The following is a 14,601-nucleotide window of genomic DNA, read 5'->3' on the forward strand; positions in this document are numbered from 1 at the left end:
GAAGGGGAGGGGTGAGGGGCCGGACGCTTACTTGCGTAGGCGTAGCTCCTGCATGCCGCCGTCGACGGCGAGGCTGATACCCGTGGTGGAACCAGCGGCCGGAGACGCGAGATAGCCGATCGCCTGGGCCACCTCGTCGGCGCTGACCATCCGGCCGGTGGGCTGACGGGCGTTGAGCGCCGCACGTTCGGCTTCGGGGTCGGCGGCCTGGGCGAGCAGGCGACCGATCCACGGTGTATCGGCGGTGCCGGGGCTGACGCAGTTGACCCGGATGCCCTCGCGGATGTGGTCGGCGGCCATCGCTTTGGTCAAGGACAGCACCGCACCTTTGGAGGCGGAATACAGCGCCCGCTGTGGGAGCCCCGCGGTGGCGGCGATCGAGCAGACATTGACGATGGCCGGGTGTCGGGCCGAGCGCAGGTACCCAAGCGCGGCGGCGCTGACTCTGGCCATGCCGGTGACGTTGACGTCGAACACCCGTGCCCATTCGGCATCGTCGTTGTCGGCCACCGTCCCGATCGCGCCGACGCCGGCGTTGTTGACCAACACGTCGATCCCGCCGAGGGCGGCCGCGGCGTCGTCCACGGCCGAGGTGACGGATCCGCGGTCGGTGACGTCGCACCGTATTCCCAGCAGCGGCGCCGGAACGTCATCCGGGTGGAGGTCCAGAACAGCTACCCGGGCACCGAGTCCGGAGAGATGCAGCGCCGTGGCCAGGCCGATACCCGACGCTCCTCCGGTCACGATCGCGGTCAGGCCGTCCATCCCACCCATGTCGCCTCCTCGGCAATTCGTCCGATGTTTTCGGGTCATGGTACAGCGCTGCTACGACTGCCACGTCGCACCGGGGTCGCCGGGCCGGGGCGGCCCGACGTCAGGGGTAGGTGCCGCCCACTGCCCGATCAGCCAGCCGAACAACGGCCTCTACCAGCACTGTTCCACCGAACATGACACTGTCGTTGTGGCCGGCCCCGTCGATCGCGACCTCTTCGACGGGGCCCGCGACAGCACCGGCGACCTCTCGGCTCAGCCCAGGCGGGATGATGGAATCATCGGTTCCATATACCACCGTCGTCGGGACTCTCACCGCCGCGACATGTTCGGCCACCGGGTATCGGTCACGCAGCATCAAGCCGAGCGGCAGGAACGGATAGTGTCGACGGCCAGCGGCGGCGAGATCGGGGAACGGCGAGCGTAGGAGCAGGCCGGCGGGCGGGTGTTCGGTCGCCAACTCCGCCACCACCCCGGTGCCCAGGCTTTCCCCGAAGTACAGCAGTCGCTCGGCTGGCACGCCGCGGTTGTTGGTCAGGTGGTCCAATGCGGCGCGGATGTCTCGCGCCAACCCCTGTTCGCTGGGGCTGCCCGAATTGCCCCCGTACCCGCGATAGTCGAACAGCAACGTGGCGAAACCTGCCTCGGCGAGGGCAGTGGCCAGCGCCGCCCGGCCGGCGCGGTTGCCACCGTTCCCGTTGGCGACGAGCACGGTGACCTCCCGGTTCTCGCCCTGCGGCGGGACGTACCAGGCGCCCAGTTCCACGTCGTCGCTAGTGGTCAGGGTGACATCCTCGCCACCGGCGATCACCTCGGCGGCGGGTGGCACGGCGGACGTGTCGGGCAGATAGATCAGGCGGCGCTGCATCAGCCACAACAATGCTACGAGGATGGCGACGACACCGGCGATGATCAGCGCCGCCTTGACGATGGAACCGGCCATTCCTCAAGTGTGCCTGTTAGTACCTGGCTGGATCGCCGTTCAGCCCGTGATCGCTACCGGGGCAGCGATCACGGGCTGAGCTCCCGCGCCGGCTCAGGTCGCGGCCGGCATGGAGTGCTGCACGAGATGATGCACGATCCCCGCCGGGTCTTTGATCCAGTGGCTGTCGAGCCCCGGACCGCTGATTGGTTCTATTTCGTCGCACGGGTGGATATCCGCCTCGGCCAGTCGCTGTACGGCGGCGTCGAGGTTGGTGGTCTCCGTCTCGAGCCACACGTCGGGCCGGCTGTAGGTGTCCACCCGGTCCAGCCACAGGGTGATCACCCCGAACGTGACGCGGTGCGTCTCGGCCACCGTGGGTGTGGACGACGGGTCGTCCTTGGTGACGGGCAGGCGCAGGACGTCGCGGTAGAACGCCAGAGTGTCCTGGTAGTTCGCCTTGGGGATCTTCAAGGCGATGTTGACGCTGCCATCGAACTGCGGATTCACGCTGATCTCCTCGTATGGGGCGGGTTGGGGTGGCGGGTAGAGCTCGGGTAGTCGTCGAGCGGCCGCCCGTCGGGTGGTCCTCGAGTGGCTAGCCGTTGGTCGTTCGGTCGTGGGCCGGGTCGGACTCGGCCAGGCGGGCCAATCGGTCCAAGCGACGGTCCCATTGGCGGGCGAGCGTCGTCAGCCATCGTGACGTGTCGCGTAGCGTCTGGACCTGCGGCACGTATTGAACCTCTCGGCCGACCTTGCGGGGCTGGACCAAGGCGGCCTGGCTGAGCACCTCAAGGTGCTTGCCGATGGCCTGTCGGCTGATGGGCCGGCTCCGGGCCAGCTGGCTCGCGGTGGCGGCGCCGTCGTGGATGAGCGTTTGGAGTAGGTCGCGACGGACGTCGTCGGCCATGGCGGTGAACACGGTGCCGGGTACGCCGGGTATGTCGCGGCTTGGTGCGTGTGTCGTGGTCATGACGTTGCCACACCGTCCAGCTCCTGGAGGAACGCGACGAGATGATCGAGTTCGACCTGCCAGCCGTGTACGTGTTCGTCGATCGCGGCGCGGATCCGGGCGGCCGGGAAGTCGGCGAATCCGGATTCGACGACGTGGACCTTGGTGGAGTGTTGGTCGACGGCGGTCAGGGTGAACTCCACCAGTGTGGACGGGCCGTCGTCGAGGCTCGTGTCTGGGTCTTCCGCCCAGCGGAAGCTGAACTTGTGTGGTGCTTCTACTCGCTCGATGCGGGCGGCGAACGAGCCGTAGTCGTCCCATCCGAACTGGGCCGGGGCGCCTTCGCGTAGCTCGAATTCGGCGTGCTGGCCGAACCAGCGGCTGACGTAGGTGGGTTGGGTGACGACGCTCCAGACTCGGGTGAGTGGTGCGCGGACGATGATCTCGCGGTCGATGGTGTTCTGCATGAACATTCCTTCCGTAAAGTGCAACCTCAGAATTGCATATCTGTCGCCGAAGGTGCAACTTTGTGCTTGCGCATTAGGGTGGCGTCGCCAGGGAAGAGTAGGGTTTCCCCCACCTCGGCTTGGGGGGACTCACCCATGGTGAGCTGCTACGACGCACCAATAGCGTGACTACGTGAGCGATAACGACACGCATACGAGCGCCGTCCGGCTTGACGGCGTGACGAAGGTCTACGGCGAGGGCTCGGCAGCGGTACACGCTCTCCGCGGGGTGAACGTCGCGATGGCGAAGGGCAGCTTCACCGCACTGATGGGCCCGTCCGGATCGGGCAAGAGCACTCTGCTGCACTGCGCCGCCGGCCTGGACACTCCAACGTCGGGCCGGGTGCTCCTCGGCCGGACCGACCTGTCCAGCCTCAACGAGAAGCGACTCACCGAGCTACGTCGCGAGCGCGCCGGGTTCGTCTTCCAAGCCTTCAACCTCATCCCGGCGCTCGACGTGCTCGGCAACGTCACCCTCCCATTGCGTCTGGCCGGCAAACGACCGGACCGGACCTGGCTGAGCGAGATCATCGACCGGGTCGGACTGCGCGAGCGCGTCCACCACCGGCCCTCGCAGCTCTCCGGCGGCCAGCAGCAACGGGTCGCCATCGCGCGAGCGCTGGTGGCCCGGCCGGACGTGTTGTTCGCCGACGAACCCACCGGGGCGTTGGACAGCCGTACCGCCGCCGACGTGATGCGGCTGATCCGCGAGGTAGTCGACGACGTAGGCCAAACGGTGATCATGGTGACTCACGACCCCGTCGTCGCGTCGTACGCGGACACGGTGCTGATCCTGGCCGACGGCAGGGTCGTGGAGCGGATGCCCGCCGGTGACGCTGAAGCTATCGCCCGCCGGATGATCAGCGCTGAGGTGGCGTGATGATCTGGCTCGCACTGGCGACGTTGCGTGACCGCAAGGTGGGTTTCGTCGGAGCGTTCGTCGCATTGTTCTTCGCCTGTGCGGTGGTCACCGCGTGCGGGATCCTGATGGAGACCGGCATCCGAGGTCACGCGCAACCGGACCGCTACGCTGCAGCGCCGGTGGTCGTGGCCGGTGCGAACGAGGTCAGCCGAACCGACACCACGGGTGAGGACACATTGTGGGCCCCGCTCCCTGAACGAGCGTCCGTGCCGGACGACGTCGCGGCCCTGGTCGCGGAGGTCGACGGTGTGACGAGGACCGAGTGGCTGGATCCCGGGATGGCCCTGGGGGTACATGGGCCTGGCCACCCCGATGATCTTGCCGCCCGCGTCGCCGACGTGCTGCCCGCCGACGTCCTGACCGCCTACACCGGCCGCGGCCGAGGCGCCGCCGAGTTCCCGGACCAGGCAGAGAGCCAGGAGTTCATGCTGGCGTTGTCCGGCAGCTTCGGAGGCATCGCCGTCATGATCGCGATCTTCGTCGTAGCCGGCACGTTCGGACTACTCATCCAGCAACGACGCCGGGAGATCGCGGTCCTACGAGCCATCGGAGCGACCAGCTCACAAGTGCGGTCGATGATCCTGCGCGAGATCCAGCTCGTGGCGGTGGTCGCCGGAGTGCTGGGTGTCCTGCCGGGTGTGGTCGTCGCGCGGTGGCTGCATCGTGAGTTCGTCGCCCGGGGTGCCATCGATCCCAGTTTCGAGCTGGCGATCGGGCCGCTGCCAGCGCTGATCGCCGTCGCTACCGGACTGGCGGTGGCGTCGCTGGCCGGGTGGACAGCCTCGCGGCGGGCGAGCCGCATCAACGCCGTCTCCGCGTTGGGTGAAGCTGCCGTCGAACGCACTGGCCTCGGCAAGGGGCGGGTGATCGCAAGTATCGCCTTCCTAGGGCTGGGAGTGATGATCCTGATCCTGGCATCGGCCGCCGGTGGGGAAGACGCGGCGGCCGGGCCGCTGGGTGCGGTGCTGATGATCGTGGTCGCGGTGGCGCTGATCGGACCGGCCGTGATGCGGCTGGTCGTGCGGGCTGTGGGGAATCTGCTCATCCGACTGGCGCCAACATCGGGGTACCTGGCGGTCGCCTCGCTGACCTCCGGCACCCGTCGGTTCGCCAGCGCGATGGCGCCGCTGCTGGTGCTGGTGGCGCTGGCCGGGGTGACGATCTTCTTCCACACGACGATGGCGGACAACGCCGACCGTCAGGCGCGATCAGGACTACTCGCCGATCACGTTCTGGTGGCGGCGCCGGAGGAACCCGGCGTGCCGGACGGGGTGAGCGCACAGGTCCGAGACCTCCCCGGGGTGACGGCCGTGACCGAGGTGGTGCACACGGGAATCACCGGGTATACCCGCGAACTCGGTGAGACGGTGCTGACGTCCATGGTTGCGCAAGGTGTATCCGGGGACGCCGTCCAGGCCATGGACCTCGACCTGCGCGCCGGCTCGCTGGACGAGCTGACCGGGCCGACCGTCGCCCTGAGCACGTTGGCGGCCTCCGCCTTCCGGGCCGACGTGGGCGACACCGTCGAGGTCCACCTCGGTGACGGTACGCCGATGGAGCTCGACGTCGTCGCGATTTATGGACGAGGCCTCGGTTTCGGCCTGGTGACGGTGCCGGACGACCTGGTCCGGCCGCACACCACCAGCCAGCTGACCGATCAGGTGCTGGTCAACGGCGGCGATCCGGCGGACCTCGACGGGGTGCTGGCCGACTACCCGGAGGTGGTCGCTGTCAGCGGCGACGGATACCTGGATACGCTCGGTGAGCTGCGTGAAGACGAAGCGTGGATCAACTACCTGGTGATCGGTGTGCTCTTGGTCTACGTGGCTGTCTCCGTGGTGAACACCCTGGTGATCAGCACCGGAGAGCGGGCACGGGAACTCGCCCTCCTGCGGGTGGTGGGTGGCTCGCGACGGCAACTGTTCGGCATGCTCCGGTTGGAGGCGCTCGTCGTCGCCGGCACCGCCGTTGTCATCGGGACCATCGCCATGCTGGCAGCGCTGATACCAGGAGGGATCATCCTGGCCGAGAATCCCATCCCCGGGATCCGGCCGCTGATCTACGCCGGACTGGTCGCCGTGGCCGCCCTGCTCTCACTGGGTGCGGTTCTGGTGCCCGGCAGGTTGCTGCTCGCCAGGCAGTTGACCGTCGCCAGCGAGCGCTGACGCGGACTGTGTCGGTGAAGGCGCTGACCGCGCGGTTCGGGGATAGGGTGTCCGGCGTGACAGAACGGTTCCGGGTGGTGCCCGCGGTGTACGTGTTGCTGCGCCGGCACGGGGATGCCGGCAGCGAGGTACTGCTGCAATTGCGGCAGAACACCGGCTACATGGATGGCAAGTGGGCGATGGCAGCGGCCGGACACGTCGAGGCGGCCGAGTCGGTGTTCGAGGCCGGGTGCCGGGAAGCCGCCGAGGAGCTGGGGGTGCGGATAGAGCCGCGACACCTGCGCGCCCTGTGTGTCATGCATCGAACCGGTGGCACCGGGCTGCCGATCGACGAGCGGGTGGATTTCTTCTTCGAGTGCTGGCAGTGGTCGAGCACACCTCGCCTCGTCGAATCGGACAAGACGGCTGACCTGCGGTGGTTTCCGCTCGACGACTTGCCGGAGCCGGTGGTCCCGCACGAACGCCTAGTGCTGGGCCACGTTCACGCGGATACGCTGCCGCCGGTTGTCACGTTCGGCTTCGACGCCACCCCCTCCCGGCCCTCCTCCCGGTGATCATTGGCTTTTAACCACCGGATCCGGTGGTTAAAAGCCAATGATCACCGGGAGGAGGGCCGGGAGGGGGTGGTCAGCAGTCGCCCCGCCAGGCGGTGAGATCACACAACCCGGGTCCGGTCCGCCAAGTTAATCCGGTGCGGGCATTGACGCCGAACGGACGCCGCGCCTCGACGTCGGTGCTGGCCCCGGAGTCCCGCGAGAGCCAATACCGCAGCTCGACGGTGCGCTCACCGGTCAGCCGGATCACGTAGAACGGCGCCGCTATAGGCGAGCGTCCGCCACCGGGAGCCGCCCACCAGTTGGAGCCCTGGGCCCGCGCCGGATCCACGAACGCGCAGTCATGTGCCGCGCCCTGATACCAGCAGCGACGGATCTCCGTGCCGCCGCGCCGGTCGACGCCGTCGACCGGGGTGACCCCGGACAGCGCACGCTGGTAGGTGTCTTCGCATGCCCCTTGGCGGCACGCCACCCAGTCGGTCCAGGCGTGCGCCCGTGCCGCGGCCGGCGAGGCGCCGCTGTTGATCCGCGTGCAGTACTTGTTGACGATGAAGGGGGCCATCCGGTTGGCCGCGTATCGGGAGTCCATAGCCTGCGCCGCGGTGTAGTTGGTGCCCAGGCCGGCAGAGTCGAGCTGCCACATGCCGATGCCGGGGTGGAACCACAGCCCGGGCGCGCGGTTCTGGGGATCGCCAAGTGCGGGCTGGGTGTCGTATCGCGACAGCGTCATCGGCGACGGCGCGGCTCCGGAGGGCGACACCTCCGGCCAGGTCATGGCGATCACCATGGCCGTGGCGGCGTTGTGCGAGATCGAACACGACGCGTCGTCGGCGGCTTGGCGGGCGGCGTCACGGGCGTAGCGCAACGGCTCGGCACCGAACCGGAGTTGCTGGTTCTGGGGCACCCACGCGTTGGCCAGCTTCAGCGCTTCCGCCGTGGCGTCGTCGGCCGCTGCCGCGTCGTCGTCGCTGGCCACGTCGTGGGAGGGCTCGGGCGGAGGCGCGGACGTCGCCGGCGCCGCGGCACCCCACGCGGCGACACACCCTACGGTGGCAACGGAGATCAGCCGGGTGATCCACGCGCGCGACCTCTTAGCCATGTTGTGCACTCCTTCGGCCCATGGATGATCAGGCCACCCCTCGTCAGTGTCCTAGACCAGTGCCTGCGGTGTCTGGCGAATCCCAAAGTCGCCCTCAGCCCGGTGATCGTTGCCGGGATCGTGTCGCTATGGCGACAGAAATCCGGCAACGATCACCGATGCGTGGGGATGCTGTGGGGAAGCCGGGGGATGGTGTGGGGAAGCCGTCCGGAGACCACGCGAGCCGGACCGGATAGGTTTGAGGTCGCCCCACCGGAACCCTCAGGAGGATGAGTCGTGACGGCGTCCAACGTCCAAGCCTTGCTGCGGTCGCTGCGTGTGTTCCCGGACGAGCTACCGGACTTCGAGCCCGCCGCGGTGCCGGACGACCCGTTGCGGTTGTTCCTGTCGTGGCTCGACGACGCCATCCGCACCGGGGTCCCCGCACCCCATACCACCACGCTGGCTACTGCTGGCGCCGATGGCCGGGTCTCGGCACGGGTGTTGCTGCTCAAGGACGTCGACGACACCGGCTGGTACGTCGCCACCCACGCCAGCAGCCCCAAGGCCGCACACATCGCCGAGAATCCCCAAGTATCGCTGTCGTTCCTCTGGTCGCAGCGCGGACGGCAGATCCGGATCGAAGGGGTCGCGTCCGCGATGGACGCCGAGACCAGCGCTCGTGACTTCTTGGAACGGCCGATGGACTCGAGGGTCGCCACCCTGGTGGGGCACCAGAGCCAGCAGATGGCCGATCCGGCGGAGTACCGAGCCGCCGAGGCCGATGCACGCCGACGGATCGCCGAAGACCCTCAGGTAGTCGCGGAATCGTGGACGGTCTACCAGGTGCGTCCCAGATCGGTGGAGTTCTGGCAGGGCCGCCCCGACCGGTCTCACGTGAGAGTGCGCTACGACGCGGTCGGGGAAGGGTGGCAGCGAACGATGTTGTGGCCGTAGCTCCGACCTGCCGGGGGTTTGCCCGTCGTCATGATCGGGAAATGATGACCACACGAGCGCGCTTCGATGGTGGCCCGGTGGCGGCACGTGGTCCACAAGCCACACCACCGGACCGAACCAGCCGCGGCGCGGAAATTGTGGAGGTCAGGTCATGATCGTAGTGGCAGTACTGGTACTCGCCGCTGTGATCGCGCTGGTCATCGCCGTAGTGGTGGAGGGCGGCGAGGCGGTGACCGTGGAAGCGCTCGGATCCAGCGTGCACACCACCGTGTTGGGGGTCTTCGCAGCTGGCTTGGTCGCCGGTCTGGTGCTGGTGGGTGCGCTTGCCCTGCTCGCCTTCGGCGTTCGGCAGGTCCAGGCGCGTCGCCGGGAGATCGACTACTTGCGCAAGAAGATCGCCGAGCATGAGCGAGCCGACGAACCTGACGCCCAGGGCGAAGGGCCGGTGAGCGAGCCGTCGGCGTCGAGCTGGGTACCGGAACGTGGGCCGGTACGCAGAAGTGCGCCGTCGACGTCTCCAGAGCCACTCCGCCGGTAAGACCGGTTGTGTGTGGTGGTCGTCGGACAGTCCACCGGGTTGGTGATGTCGACGGGGTAGTTGGCGGGCGGAGCGTCAGTAGTGGACCCAGCCGCCGTCGACGTTGATGACTTGTCCGGTGATGAAGCTGCTTTCGTCGCTGGCCAGGAAGACGAACGCACCGGTGAGGTCGGCTGCGTATCCGCGCCGTTTCAGCGATTGGACCGGGAGGATCGTGTCCATGACGGCGTTGGCGTCCGGCGCGATGTCGACCTCGCTTTCGGTACGGATAGCGCCGGGCATGACGGCGTTGACGCGGATCGCCTCGCCACCCATCTCACGAGCCAACGCCCTGGTCAGGCCGATGATTCCGGCCTTGCTCGCGGTGTAGTGGACCGAACCGGCCTGGCCGGTCTCGACCATGACGCTGGTGACGTTGATGACACATCCGTGTCCGCTGTCGCGCAGATCGGGGTAGGCCGCCCGAGTCAGCAGCCAGCTGCCGCGGAGGTTGACCTGGTAAACGTGATCCCATTGGTCGACTGTGAGCTGGTGCCATGCCCCACGGGAGGAGGCCGCGGCATTGTTGACCAGGACGTCGATCCGTCCAAGTTCGGCACGCGTGGAGGAGACGAGTGTGTCGGCCGCCTGCGGGTCGGCGAGGTCGGCGGCGAGCGGGATGGCCTGGCCTCCGATGCCGGCCAGTTCGGCGGCGAGCTTCTCGGCCTGCTCGGTGGGTTCAGGACGGGGCTCGTGTGCGATGGCCACCGCCGCGCCTTCGGCGACATAGGCGCGGGCTACGGCGGCGCCGATGCCGCGGGAGGCTCCGGTGATCAATGCGACCCGCCCGGCCAAGCGAGGGCCGGGGCCGGCCGGCACGGTGTGCGGCTGCGTGGAGACGTCCGGCGAACCGGCGTGAATGTCCATGCACCCTCCCAACACGTCACCAGTACCATACACGCTCGTATCACTAGACGTAATGGGCAGTTCATTCTATATGTCCGCCCCTGTCCCCATGATCATGAACACTTTGCCGTGCCATAGCACGGCAAAGTGTTCATGATCATGGGGACAGGGGCGGGGTAGGGCGGGTGCGGGATGGGGTGCGGTAGGGGGAGGTCAGGCCGCGACGCGGGCGACCAACTCGACCTCCACCGGAACCCCGAGCGGCAGACTGGCGACCCCGACCGCGGACCGTGCGTGCCGGCCCCGGTCACCGAGCACCTCGATCAACAGCTGGCTGGCTCCGTTGGCTACGGACGGCTGCTGGGTGAGGTCGGGCGTGGAGTTGACGAACACGGTGACCTTCAGGATGCGTTCGACGGCGTCCAGCGAACCCAGCGCCGCCTTCAGGCGGTACAAGCCGTTGGCGGCCGCCTTGCGGGCCTCGTCGATGGCCTGGTCGACGGTAACGTCCGCGCCTACCTTGCCGAGCAATGGCGCGCTTTCGCCGACGAACGCCACCTGGCCGGACACATACGCCACACCCTCGTCGATGACGACGGCTTCGATCGGAGCGGAGGCGGGTAGCGGTGCGGGTGCCTCGGGCATGGCGGTGGTCAGCTGCTGGTCTGCGGTGCTCATGTGAACCTCTCGTGATCGGCTGATGCGGGATCAGAAGAACGTGCGGACGGCGGAGATCACCCGGTAGGCGTCGTCGACCACCGGGATGACCCGCCACGTGTCGAACGTGGTGCACGGATGAGAGGGGCCGCGCGCTACGAGGTCGCCGACCTCGAGCGTGGCGTCGCCATCCGGATCCACGCACGGGTAACCGTGCTGGTGTTTGGTGCCGGTCATGGTCCCGCCGGCCAGTTCGGTGTAGTGGCCACCGCGTAGCCGGCCGAGGGCCTCGGGCAGCCTACCGTCCGCAGCGGCATCGCGTTTGCTCGCGTCGCCGATGACTAGGCTGGGTGCAGGGGGCAGAGTGCCCGCGCGCAGACCTCGAGGGCCGCCCAGAAGTCCGATGACGCGCGGTTGCCTGGTTAGCCGTCCGACCGGACGGCGCGGATGACCATGATCGTCTTGCGCCCGTTGGGGCGAGTGAGAGTCTCGACGCTGCCGTAGCCGAGGCCTCCCAGGACCTGCGTGACCTCGCTCACCTGCTGATTGGTGATGCCGTGACCGGGACGGCGCAGGAGGCGTTCGGCGAGCAGCAGCCGGCCGCCGGGGGCCAGGGTGGCGTTCAGGGCGGCGAGGCCGGCATCGCGGTCGACCCAATGGTGCATCGCGGCGATCGACCAGATGACACTAAACGATGCGTCCTCGAACGGTGGCTGCTCGGCGGTGCCGACCCGCACGTCCGCACCGGGGACACGTTTCTTGACCATGTCGACAAAGGTGTCCGACGGGTCGATGGCCGCGACCCGGTCGGCGCCGATCCGTTCGGCCGCCAGGGCGACCGCGGTACCCGGGCCACAGCCGACCTCGAGTGCGCGATCGGTCGGCTGCAAGTCTGCCAGGTCGACGACGATCTGGTTGGACGCCGAGCCTCGGTTCAACCAGCCGTAGATACGACCCGTGATTGCGCCGAACCTCTGCATCGCGTCAGCGTACTCCGGTTCACTCCGCGCTACCTATGGCGGTGGGTGACAACAACGGATCTTGCGGCGGTGATCTTCCGGTGTGATGATCAGGTAATGCCAGGAAACGCGTGATGATCTTCTCCTGACATAATTGGTGATTCTGGTTGTGCGACGCGGCGCGGCCTGTGAGAGTGGCAGTGCGGGATGATCGTCTTCACATGGAGGGTTCGGGCATGCGGGTGGGCCGTGATGTCCAGGACCGGCTGAAGAGCCGGATCCAGAGCGGGCTGAAGCTCGTCGCTGGTGAGCACATCATGCTCATCGTCCGCATCAACGGTAAGAACCCCACAGCCGACTGCCTTGTTGTCACCAACGCCCGGGTCCTCACCTTGGAGTCCACGGCCGAGCCGCTGACGTGGATCCGTCGTCAGGCCCTCGCCGATGAGGTCCGAACCTGGCGGCTGACCCGGAAGTTCCGCAGCCGTTTCACCGTCACCTCCGGATACGGTCGCACCGACGTGTTCGGCTCCAGCCTGACCGTCTTCGACGACGACCTCGTCGACGAGGCCATGACCACGTTGGTGAGCAACCGCACGGCCGCCAGCAGCGTGAGCACGGTGAAGGCTTTGCGCGCCGAGGCGCACTGGATGTCGAGCCCGTACGGCCGAGCCGTGTACGTGCTGGACCGGGTCCGCGTCCCTCCGGCCACCGCCGAGGTCATCGACCTCGACATGGTGGAACGTCAGCTGAGCCAGTTCGACTACTGGCCTAGTAGCGAGGTACGTCGGCACTTGGCGTCATGCCTGCCCGGCGGTGGTTGTTTCCTGGCCGGCGCGAGCTCCGACGCCGCTCAGCCCGGGCCGCCGGCGCCGGTGGCTCGGGAACACATCGATGCTGTGCTCGACGGGCTCGTCACCGTAGACTCCGCCAAGATCAAGAAGTCGTCCGGAACCGAAGCGTACGTGTTCCATCAGTTGATGGTGGTCGCCGCGCACATTCGCAGCGCCGCGGCCTGGCAGTCGCCACACTTGGATGAGCATGGCCTCCGGGTCGACCTGGATGACGAGGTCCGACGCATCGCGTTGCGCTGTCACCAGATCGCCGGTCTACGCGCCGAGATCGGTGACAAACCGGAGGGTCAGTCCGAGACCGGCCGTCGGGCGGCCGCGGTCCGAGAAACGTCGCTGGCGTCCCTGGACGCCGTCGCCAGCCGCCTGGAAGACCGGGTGAGCCTGCTGGCGTCGTACCGCGACCGACTGCGCTCCCTGTCTCGGGAGTTGGCTGATCTCGATAGCGCCACCCACATCTCCGGTGTCGCCGAACGGGTCGCCACGCTGGCGTCGTCGGCCAGCGACGAGCCGGGCGCACACCTGGGTTCCTTGCTGCCTAACCCGCGTGAACCCGAAGACGCACTCCCGGACGCGTTGGCGGCTGTCCGGGAAGAGATAGATCGGCTGACTCAGCACGACGGCCATCTCGTGCCCTGATCGTCTTTTGTCGCGTTGGTCCTGGATCGGCGCCACACCGGACGTCCGTTGGAGGCCATGGCCGATTCGTTCAAGCGTCGTGAGTTCATGACGGGTGATGATGAGGTGGTGAACACTTTGACCAGGGCTGCCGAGTTCATGGCCACCCATGCGCGCTTGCTCGATCGCCGCCGGTTCGAGCTGCTGTTCGGGGACGGTTCAACCGTTGCTGCACTGGCGGCGCTGGCTGCCTACCGTCAGCCGGACGGCGGGTACGGAATCGGTCTCGAACCAGACCTGCGCTCCGACAGCAGCCAACCGCTGAGTGCATTACACGCGTTCGAGGTGTTCGAGGAGATCGGCCGGGACACCTCGCCGGAGGCCGTCAAACTGTGTGACTGGCTCGGCTCCGTGACACTCGTCGACGGCGGGTTGCCGTTCGCGTTGCCGATCCCAGACCCAGCGGGCTGTGCGCCGTTCTTCGTCGACGTCGACCCGACCGAGTCGTCGCTGCACATGACCGCCATGCTGGCGGGAATCGCGCACCGGGTGGGTCGCCACGACACGGGTGTGCGGGACCACCCCTGGCTGGTGACCGCCACGGACTACGCGATGCGACACATCCGGGCGATGCGGGCGCCCGGCCATGCACTTGAGTTCCGCTACTGCCTGCAGATGCTCGACGCCCTGGTGGACACGTCGGCTGAGGCCCGAGTGGAGCTGCGGCGCCTGGGCGAGTTCCTTCCGTCGTCCGGACCTATACCCGTCGACGGTGGGATCGAAGGCGAGGCGATGCACCTCCTTGACTTCGCGCCCGTCCCAGAGCGCCCGATCCGGAATCTGTTTCCGGCGACGGCGGTGCGCGACGAACTGGACCGGCTGATGACCGGGCAGCAGGACGACGGTGGCTGGACCGTCGACTGGCAGGCACACTCGCCGGCCAGTGCGGTCGAATGGCGAGGCTGGTCCACGGTGCGCGCCCTAAAAATCCTGCGCGACAACCATCGGCTGACAAGAAGCGACTAAGGGCTGTCCGAACATCCCAACACGGAGACACCGGAGCCGGTTCCGCGCGGGATAACTCGCCGGGGAGCCGGTAGGATTGGCTGCGGTCCACGTCGGACCGTCACTGCCCGTACTATCTGCTCCTCGGAGATCGTTGTGCCTCGCCGCCCATCGGCAAATCCATCAAGTCCGTCAAATCAGCCCAAGCCCTCAGAATCGCCGAGCCCCTCAGAATCGGCCAGCCCCTCAGAATCGGCCAGC

At 67.7% G+C, this 14,601-nt stretch carries 17 protein-coding genes; 7 read left to right on the top strand and 10 right to left on the bottom strand.

Going from position 1 to position 14,601, the window contains the following annotated elements:
* Positions 1-27 precede the first annotated feature (27 nt).
* The 5 genes from G8760_RS15975 to G8760_RS15995 all read right to left on the bottom strand — a co-directional run bounded on the left by G8760_RS15975 (position 28) and on the right by G8760_RS15995 (position 3,112).
* A complete protein-coding gene (locus G8760_RS15975; protein WP_166352902.1) occupies positions 28-774 on the bottom strand; it encodes an SDR family NAD(P)-dependent oxidoreductase in 747 nt (248 codons plus the stop codon).
* 100 nt (positions 775-874) lie between these two features.
* Entirely contained in the window at positions 875-1,714 is an 840-nt protein-coding gene (locus G8760_RS15980; protein ID WP_207782419.1) for an alpha/beta hydrolase, read from the bottom strand.
* A gap of 93 nt (positions 1,715-1,807) precedes the next feature.
* Complete coding sequence (locus tag G8760_RS15985) at positions 1,808-2,203, bottom strand: VOC family protein (RefSeq protein ID WP_166352904.1); 396 nt, start codon at positions 2,201-2,203, stop codon at positions 1,808-1,810.
* A gap of 88 nt (positions 2,204-2,291) precedes the next feature.
* Positions 2,292-2,666 (bottom strand): ArsR/SmtB family transcription factor, encoded by a 375-nt coding sequence (locus tag G8760_RS15990; protein ID WP_166352906.1) that lies wholly within the window; start codon positions 2,664-2,666, stop codon positions 2,292-2,294.
* On the bottom strand, positions 2,663-3,112 hold the full coding sequence (locus tag G8760_RS15995; protein ID WP_166352908.1) for an SRPBCC domain-containing protein: 450 nt from the start codon (positions 3,110-3,112) through the stop codon (positions 2,663-2,665). The genes G8760_RS15990 and G8760_RS15995 overlap by 4 nt, the downstream gene beginning before the upstream one ends.
* A gap of 172 nt (positions 3,113-3,284) precedes the next feature.
* On the opposite strand from G8760_RS15995, the gene G8760_RS16000 reads away from it, so the two are divergent.
* From G8760_RS16000 to G8760_RS16010, 3 genes are read left to right on the top strand one after another with little or no spacing between them, the layout of a single operon-like run.
* Positions 3,285-4,031, top strand: a complete 747-nt coding sequence (locus tag G8760_RS16000; RefSeq protein ID WP_166352910.1) for an ABC transporter ATP-binding protein — start codon at positions 3,285-3,287, stop codon at positions 4,029-4,031.
* Positions 4,031-6,238, top strand: a complete 2,208-nt coding sequence (locus tag G8760_RS16005) for an FtsX-like permease family protein (RefSeq protein ID WP_166352912.1) — start codon at positions 4,031-4,033, stop codon at positions 6,236-6,238. Before G8760_RS16000 ends, G8760_RS16005 begins: the two co-directional genes overlap by 1 nt.
* A gap of 56 nt (positions 6,239-6,294) precedes the next feature.
* A complete protein-coding gene (locus G8760_RS16010; protein WP_166352914.1) occupies positions 6,295-6,792 on the top strand; it encodes an NUDIX hydrolase in 498 nt (165 codons plus the stop codon).
* Between the two features lie 73 nt (positions 6,793-6,865).
* On the opposite strand, the gene G8760_RS16015 is transcribed toward G8760_RS16010, so the two are convergent.
* Positions 6,866-7,891 carry a hypothetical protein gene (locus G8760_RS16015; protein ID WP_166352916.1) on the bottom strand — a complete coding sequence of 342 codons (1,026 nt, stop codon included), beginning with the start codon at positions 7,889-7,891 and terminating at the stop codon, positions 6,866-6,868.
* A gap of 276 nt (positions 7,892-8,167) precedes the next feature.
* Here G8760_RS16015 and G8760_RS16020 point away from each other — a divergent pair, with 276 nt between their 5' ends.
* Both G8760_RS16020 and G8760_RS16025 read left to right on the top strand, forming a co-directional pair.
* Entirely contained in the window at positions 8,168-8,827 is a 660-nt protein-coding gene (locus tag G8760_RS16020; RefSeq protein ID WP_207782420.1) for a pyridoxine/pyridoxamine 5'-phosphate oxidase, read from the top strand.
* A 151-nt stretch (positions 8,828-8,978) separates the two neighbouring features.
* Positions 8,979-9,365: a hypothetical protein gene (locus tag G8760_RS16025; protein ID WP_166352918.1), complete on the top strand. Its 387-nt coding sequence runs from the start codon at positions 8,979-8,981 to the stop codon at positions 9,363-9,365.
* A gap of 75 nt (positions 9,366-9,440) precedes the next feature.
* Here G8760_RS16025 and G8760_RS16030 read toward each other — a convergent pair whose 3' ends face one another.
* The 4 genes from G8760_RS16030 to G8760_RS16045 all read right to left on the bottom strand — a co-directional run bounded on the left by G8760_RS16030 (position 9,441) and on the right by G8760_RS16045 (position 11,887).
* Entirely contained in the window at positions 9,441-10,271 is an 831-nt protein-coding gene (locus tag G8760_RS16030; RefSeq protein ID WP_166352920.1) for an SDR family NAD(P)-dependent oxidoreductase, read from the bottom strand.
* Between the two features lie 192 nt (positions 10,272-10,463).
* Positions 10,464-10,928 carry a RidA family protein gene (locus G8760_RS16035; RefSeq protein ID WP_166352922.1) on the bottom strand — a complete coding sequence of 155 codons (465 nt, stop codon included), beginning with the start codon at positions 10,926-10,928 and terminating at the stop codon, positions 10,464-10,466.
* A gap of 30 nt (positions 10,929-10,958) precedes the next feature.
* Complete coding sequence (locus G8760_RS30295; protein WP_246222586.1) at positions 10,959-11,312, bottom strand: type III PLP-dependent enzyme domain-containing protein; 354 nt, start codon at positions 11,310-11,312, stop codon at positions 10,959-10,961.
* 17 nt (positions 11,313-11,329) lie between these two features.
* A complete protein-coding gene (locus tag G8760_RS16045; RefSeq protein ID WP_166352924.1) occupies positions 11,330-11,887 on the bottom strand; it encodes a class I SAM-dependent methyltransferase in 558 nt (185 codons plus the stop codon).
* A gap of 200 nt (positions 11,888-12,087) precedes the next feature.
* Between G8760_RS16045 and G8760_RS16050 the strand changes: the two genes are divergently transcribed.
* Both G8760_RS16050 and G8760_RS16055 read left to right on the top strand, forming a co-directional pair.
* The gene (locus tag G8760_RS16050; protein ID WP_166352926.1) at positions 12,088-13,356 is read left to right on the top strand and encodes a coiled-coil domain-containing protein; all 1,269 of its coding nucleotides are present in this window, start codon (positions 12,088-12,090) and stop codon (positions 13,354-13,356) included.
* Between the two features lie 57 nt (positions 13,357-13,413).
* The gene (locus tag G8760_RS16055; RefSeq protein WP_207782421.1) at positions 13,414-14,361 is read left to right on the top strand and encodes a hypothetical protein; all 948 of its coding nucleotides are present in this window, start codon (positions 13,414-13,416) and stop codon (positions 14,359-14,361) included.
* Positions 14,362-14,601 lie beyond the last annotated feature (240 nt).

The organism is Phytoactinopolyspora limicola, assembly GCF_011320225.1.
Taxonomy (GTDB): Bacteria; Actinomycetota; Actinomycetes; order Jiangellales; family Jiangellaceae; genus Phytoactinopolyspora; species Phytoactinopolyspora limicola.

What these genes read in the sequence shown, in the direction of transcription:
- G8760_RS16035 (WP_166352922.1), bottom strand. Translation starts at nt 10,928, where the DNA reads ATGAGCACCGCAGACCAGCAGCTGACCACCGCCATGCCCGAGGCACCC.
- G8760_RS15975 (WP_166352902.1), bottom strand. Translation starts at nt 774, where the DNA reads ATGGGTGGGATGGACGGCCTGACCGCGATCGTGACCGGAGGAGCGTCG.
- G8760_RS16050 (WP_166352926.1), top strand. Translation starts at nt 12,088, where the DNA reads ATGGAGGGTTCGGGCATGCGGGTGGGCCGTGATGTCCAGGACCGGCTG.
- G8760_RS15995 (WP_166352908.1), bottom strand. Translation starts at nt 3,112, where the DNA reads ATGCAGAACACCATCGACCGCGAGATCATCGTCCGCGCACCACTCACC.
- G8760_RS16005 (WP_166352912.1), top strand. Translation starts at nt 4,031, where the DNA reads ATGATCTGGCTCGCACTGGCGACGTTGCGTGACCGCAAGGTGGGTTTC.
- G8760_RS16025 (WP_166352918.1), top strand. Translation starts at nt 8,979, where the DNA reads ATGATCGTAGTGGCAGTACTGGTACTCGCCGCTGTGATCGCGCTGGTC.
- G8760_RS16015 (WP_166352916.1), bottom strand. Translation starts at nt 7,891, where the DNA reads ATGGCTAAGAGGTCGCGCGCGTGGATCACCCGGCTGATCTCCGTTGCC.
- G8760_RS16030 (WP_166352920.1), bottom strand. Translation starts at nt 10,271, where the DNA reads ATGGACATTCACGCCGGTTCGCCGGACGTCTCCACGCAGCCGCACACC.
- G8760_RS15980 (WP_207782419.1), bottom strand. Translation starts at nt 1,714, where the DNA reads ATGGCCGGTTCCATCGTCAAGGCGGCGCTGATCATCGCCGGTGTCGTC.
- G8760_RS16055 (WP_207782421.1), top strand. Translation starts at nt 13,414, where the DNA reads ATGGCCGATTCGTTCAAGCGTCGTGAGTTCATGACGGGTGATGATGAG.
- G8760_RS16045 (WP_166352924.1), bottom strand. Translation starts at nt 11,887, where the DNA reads ATGCAGAGGTTCGGCGCAATCACGGGTCGTATCTACGGCTGGTTGAAC.
- G8760_RS15990 (WP_166352906.1), bottom strand. Translation starts at nt 2,666, where the DNA reads ATGACCACGACACACGCACCAAGCCGCGACATACCCGGCGTACCCGGC.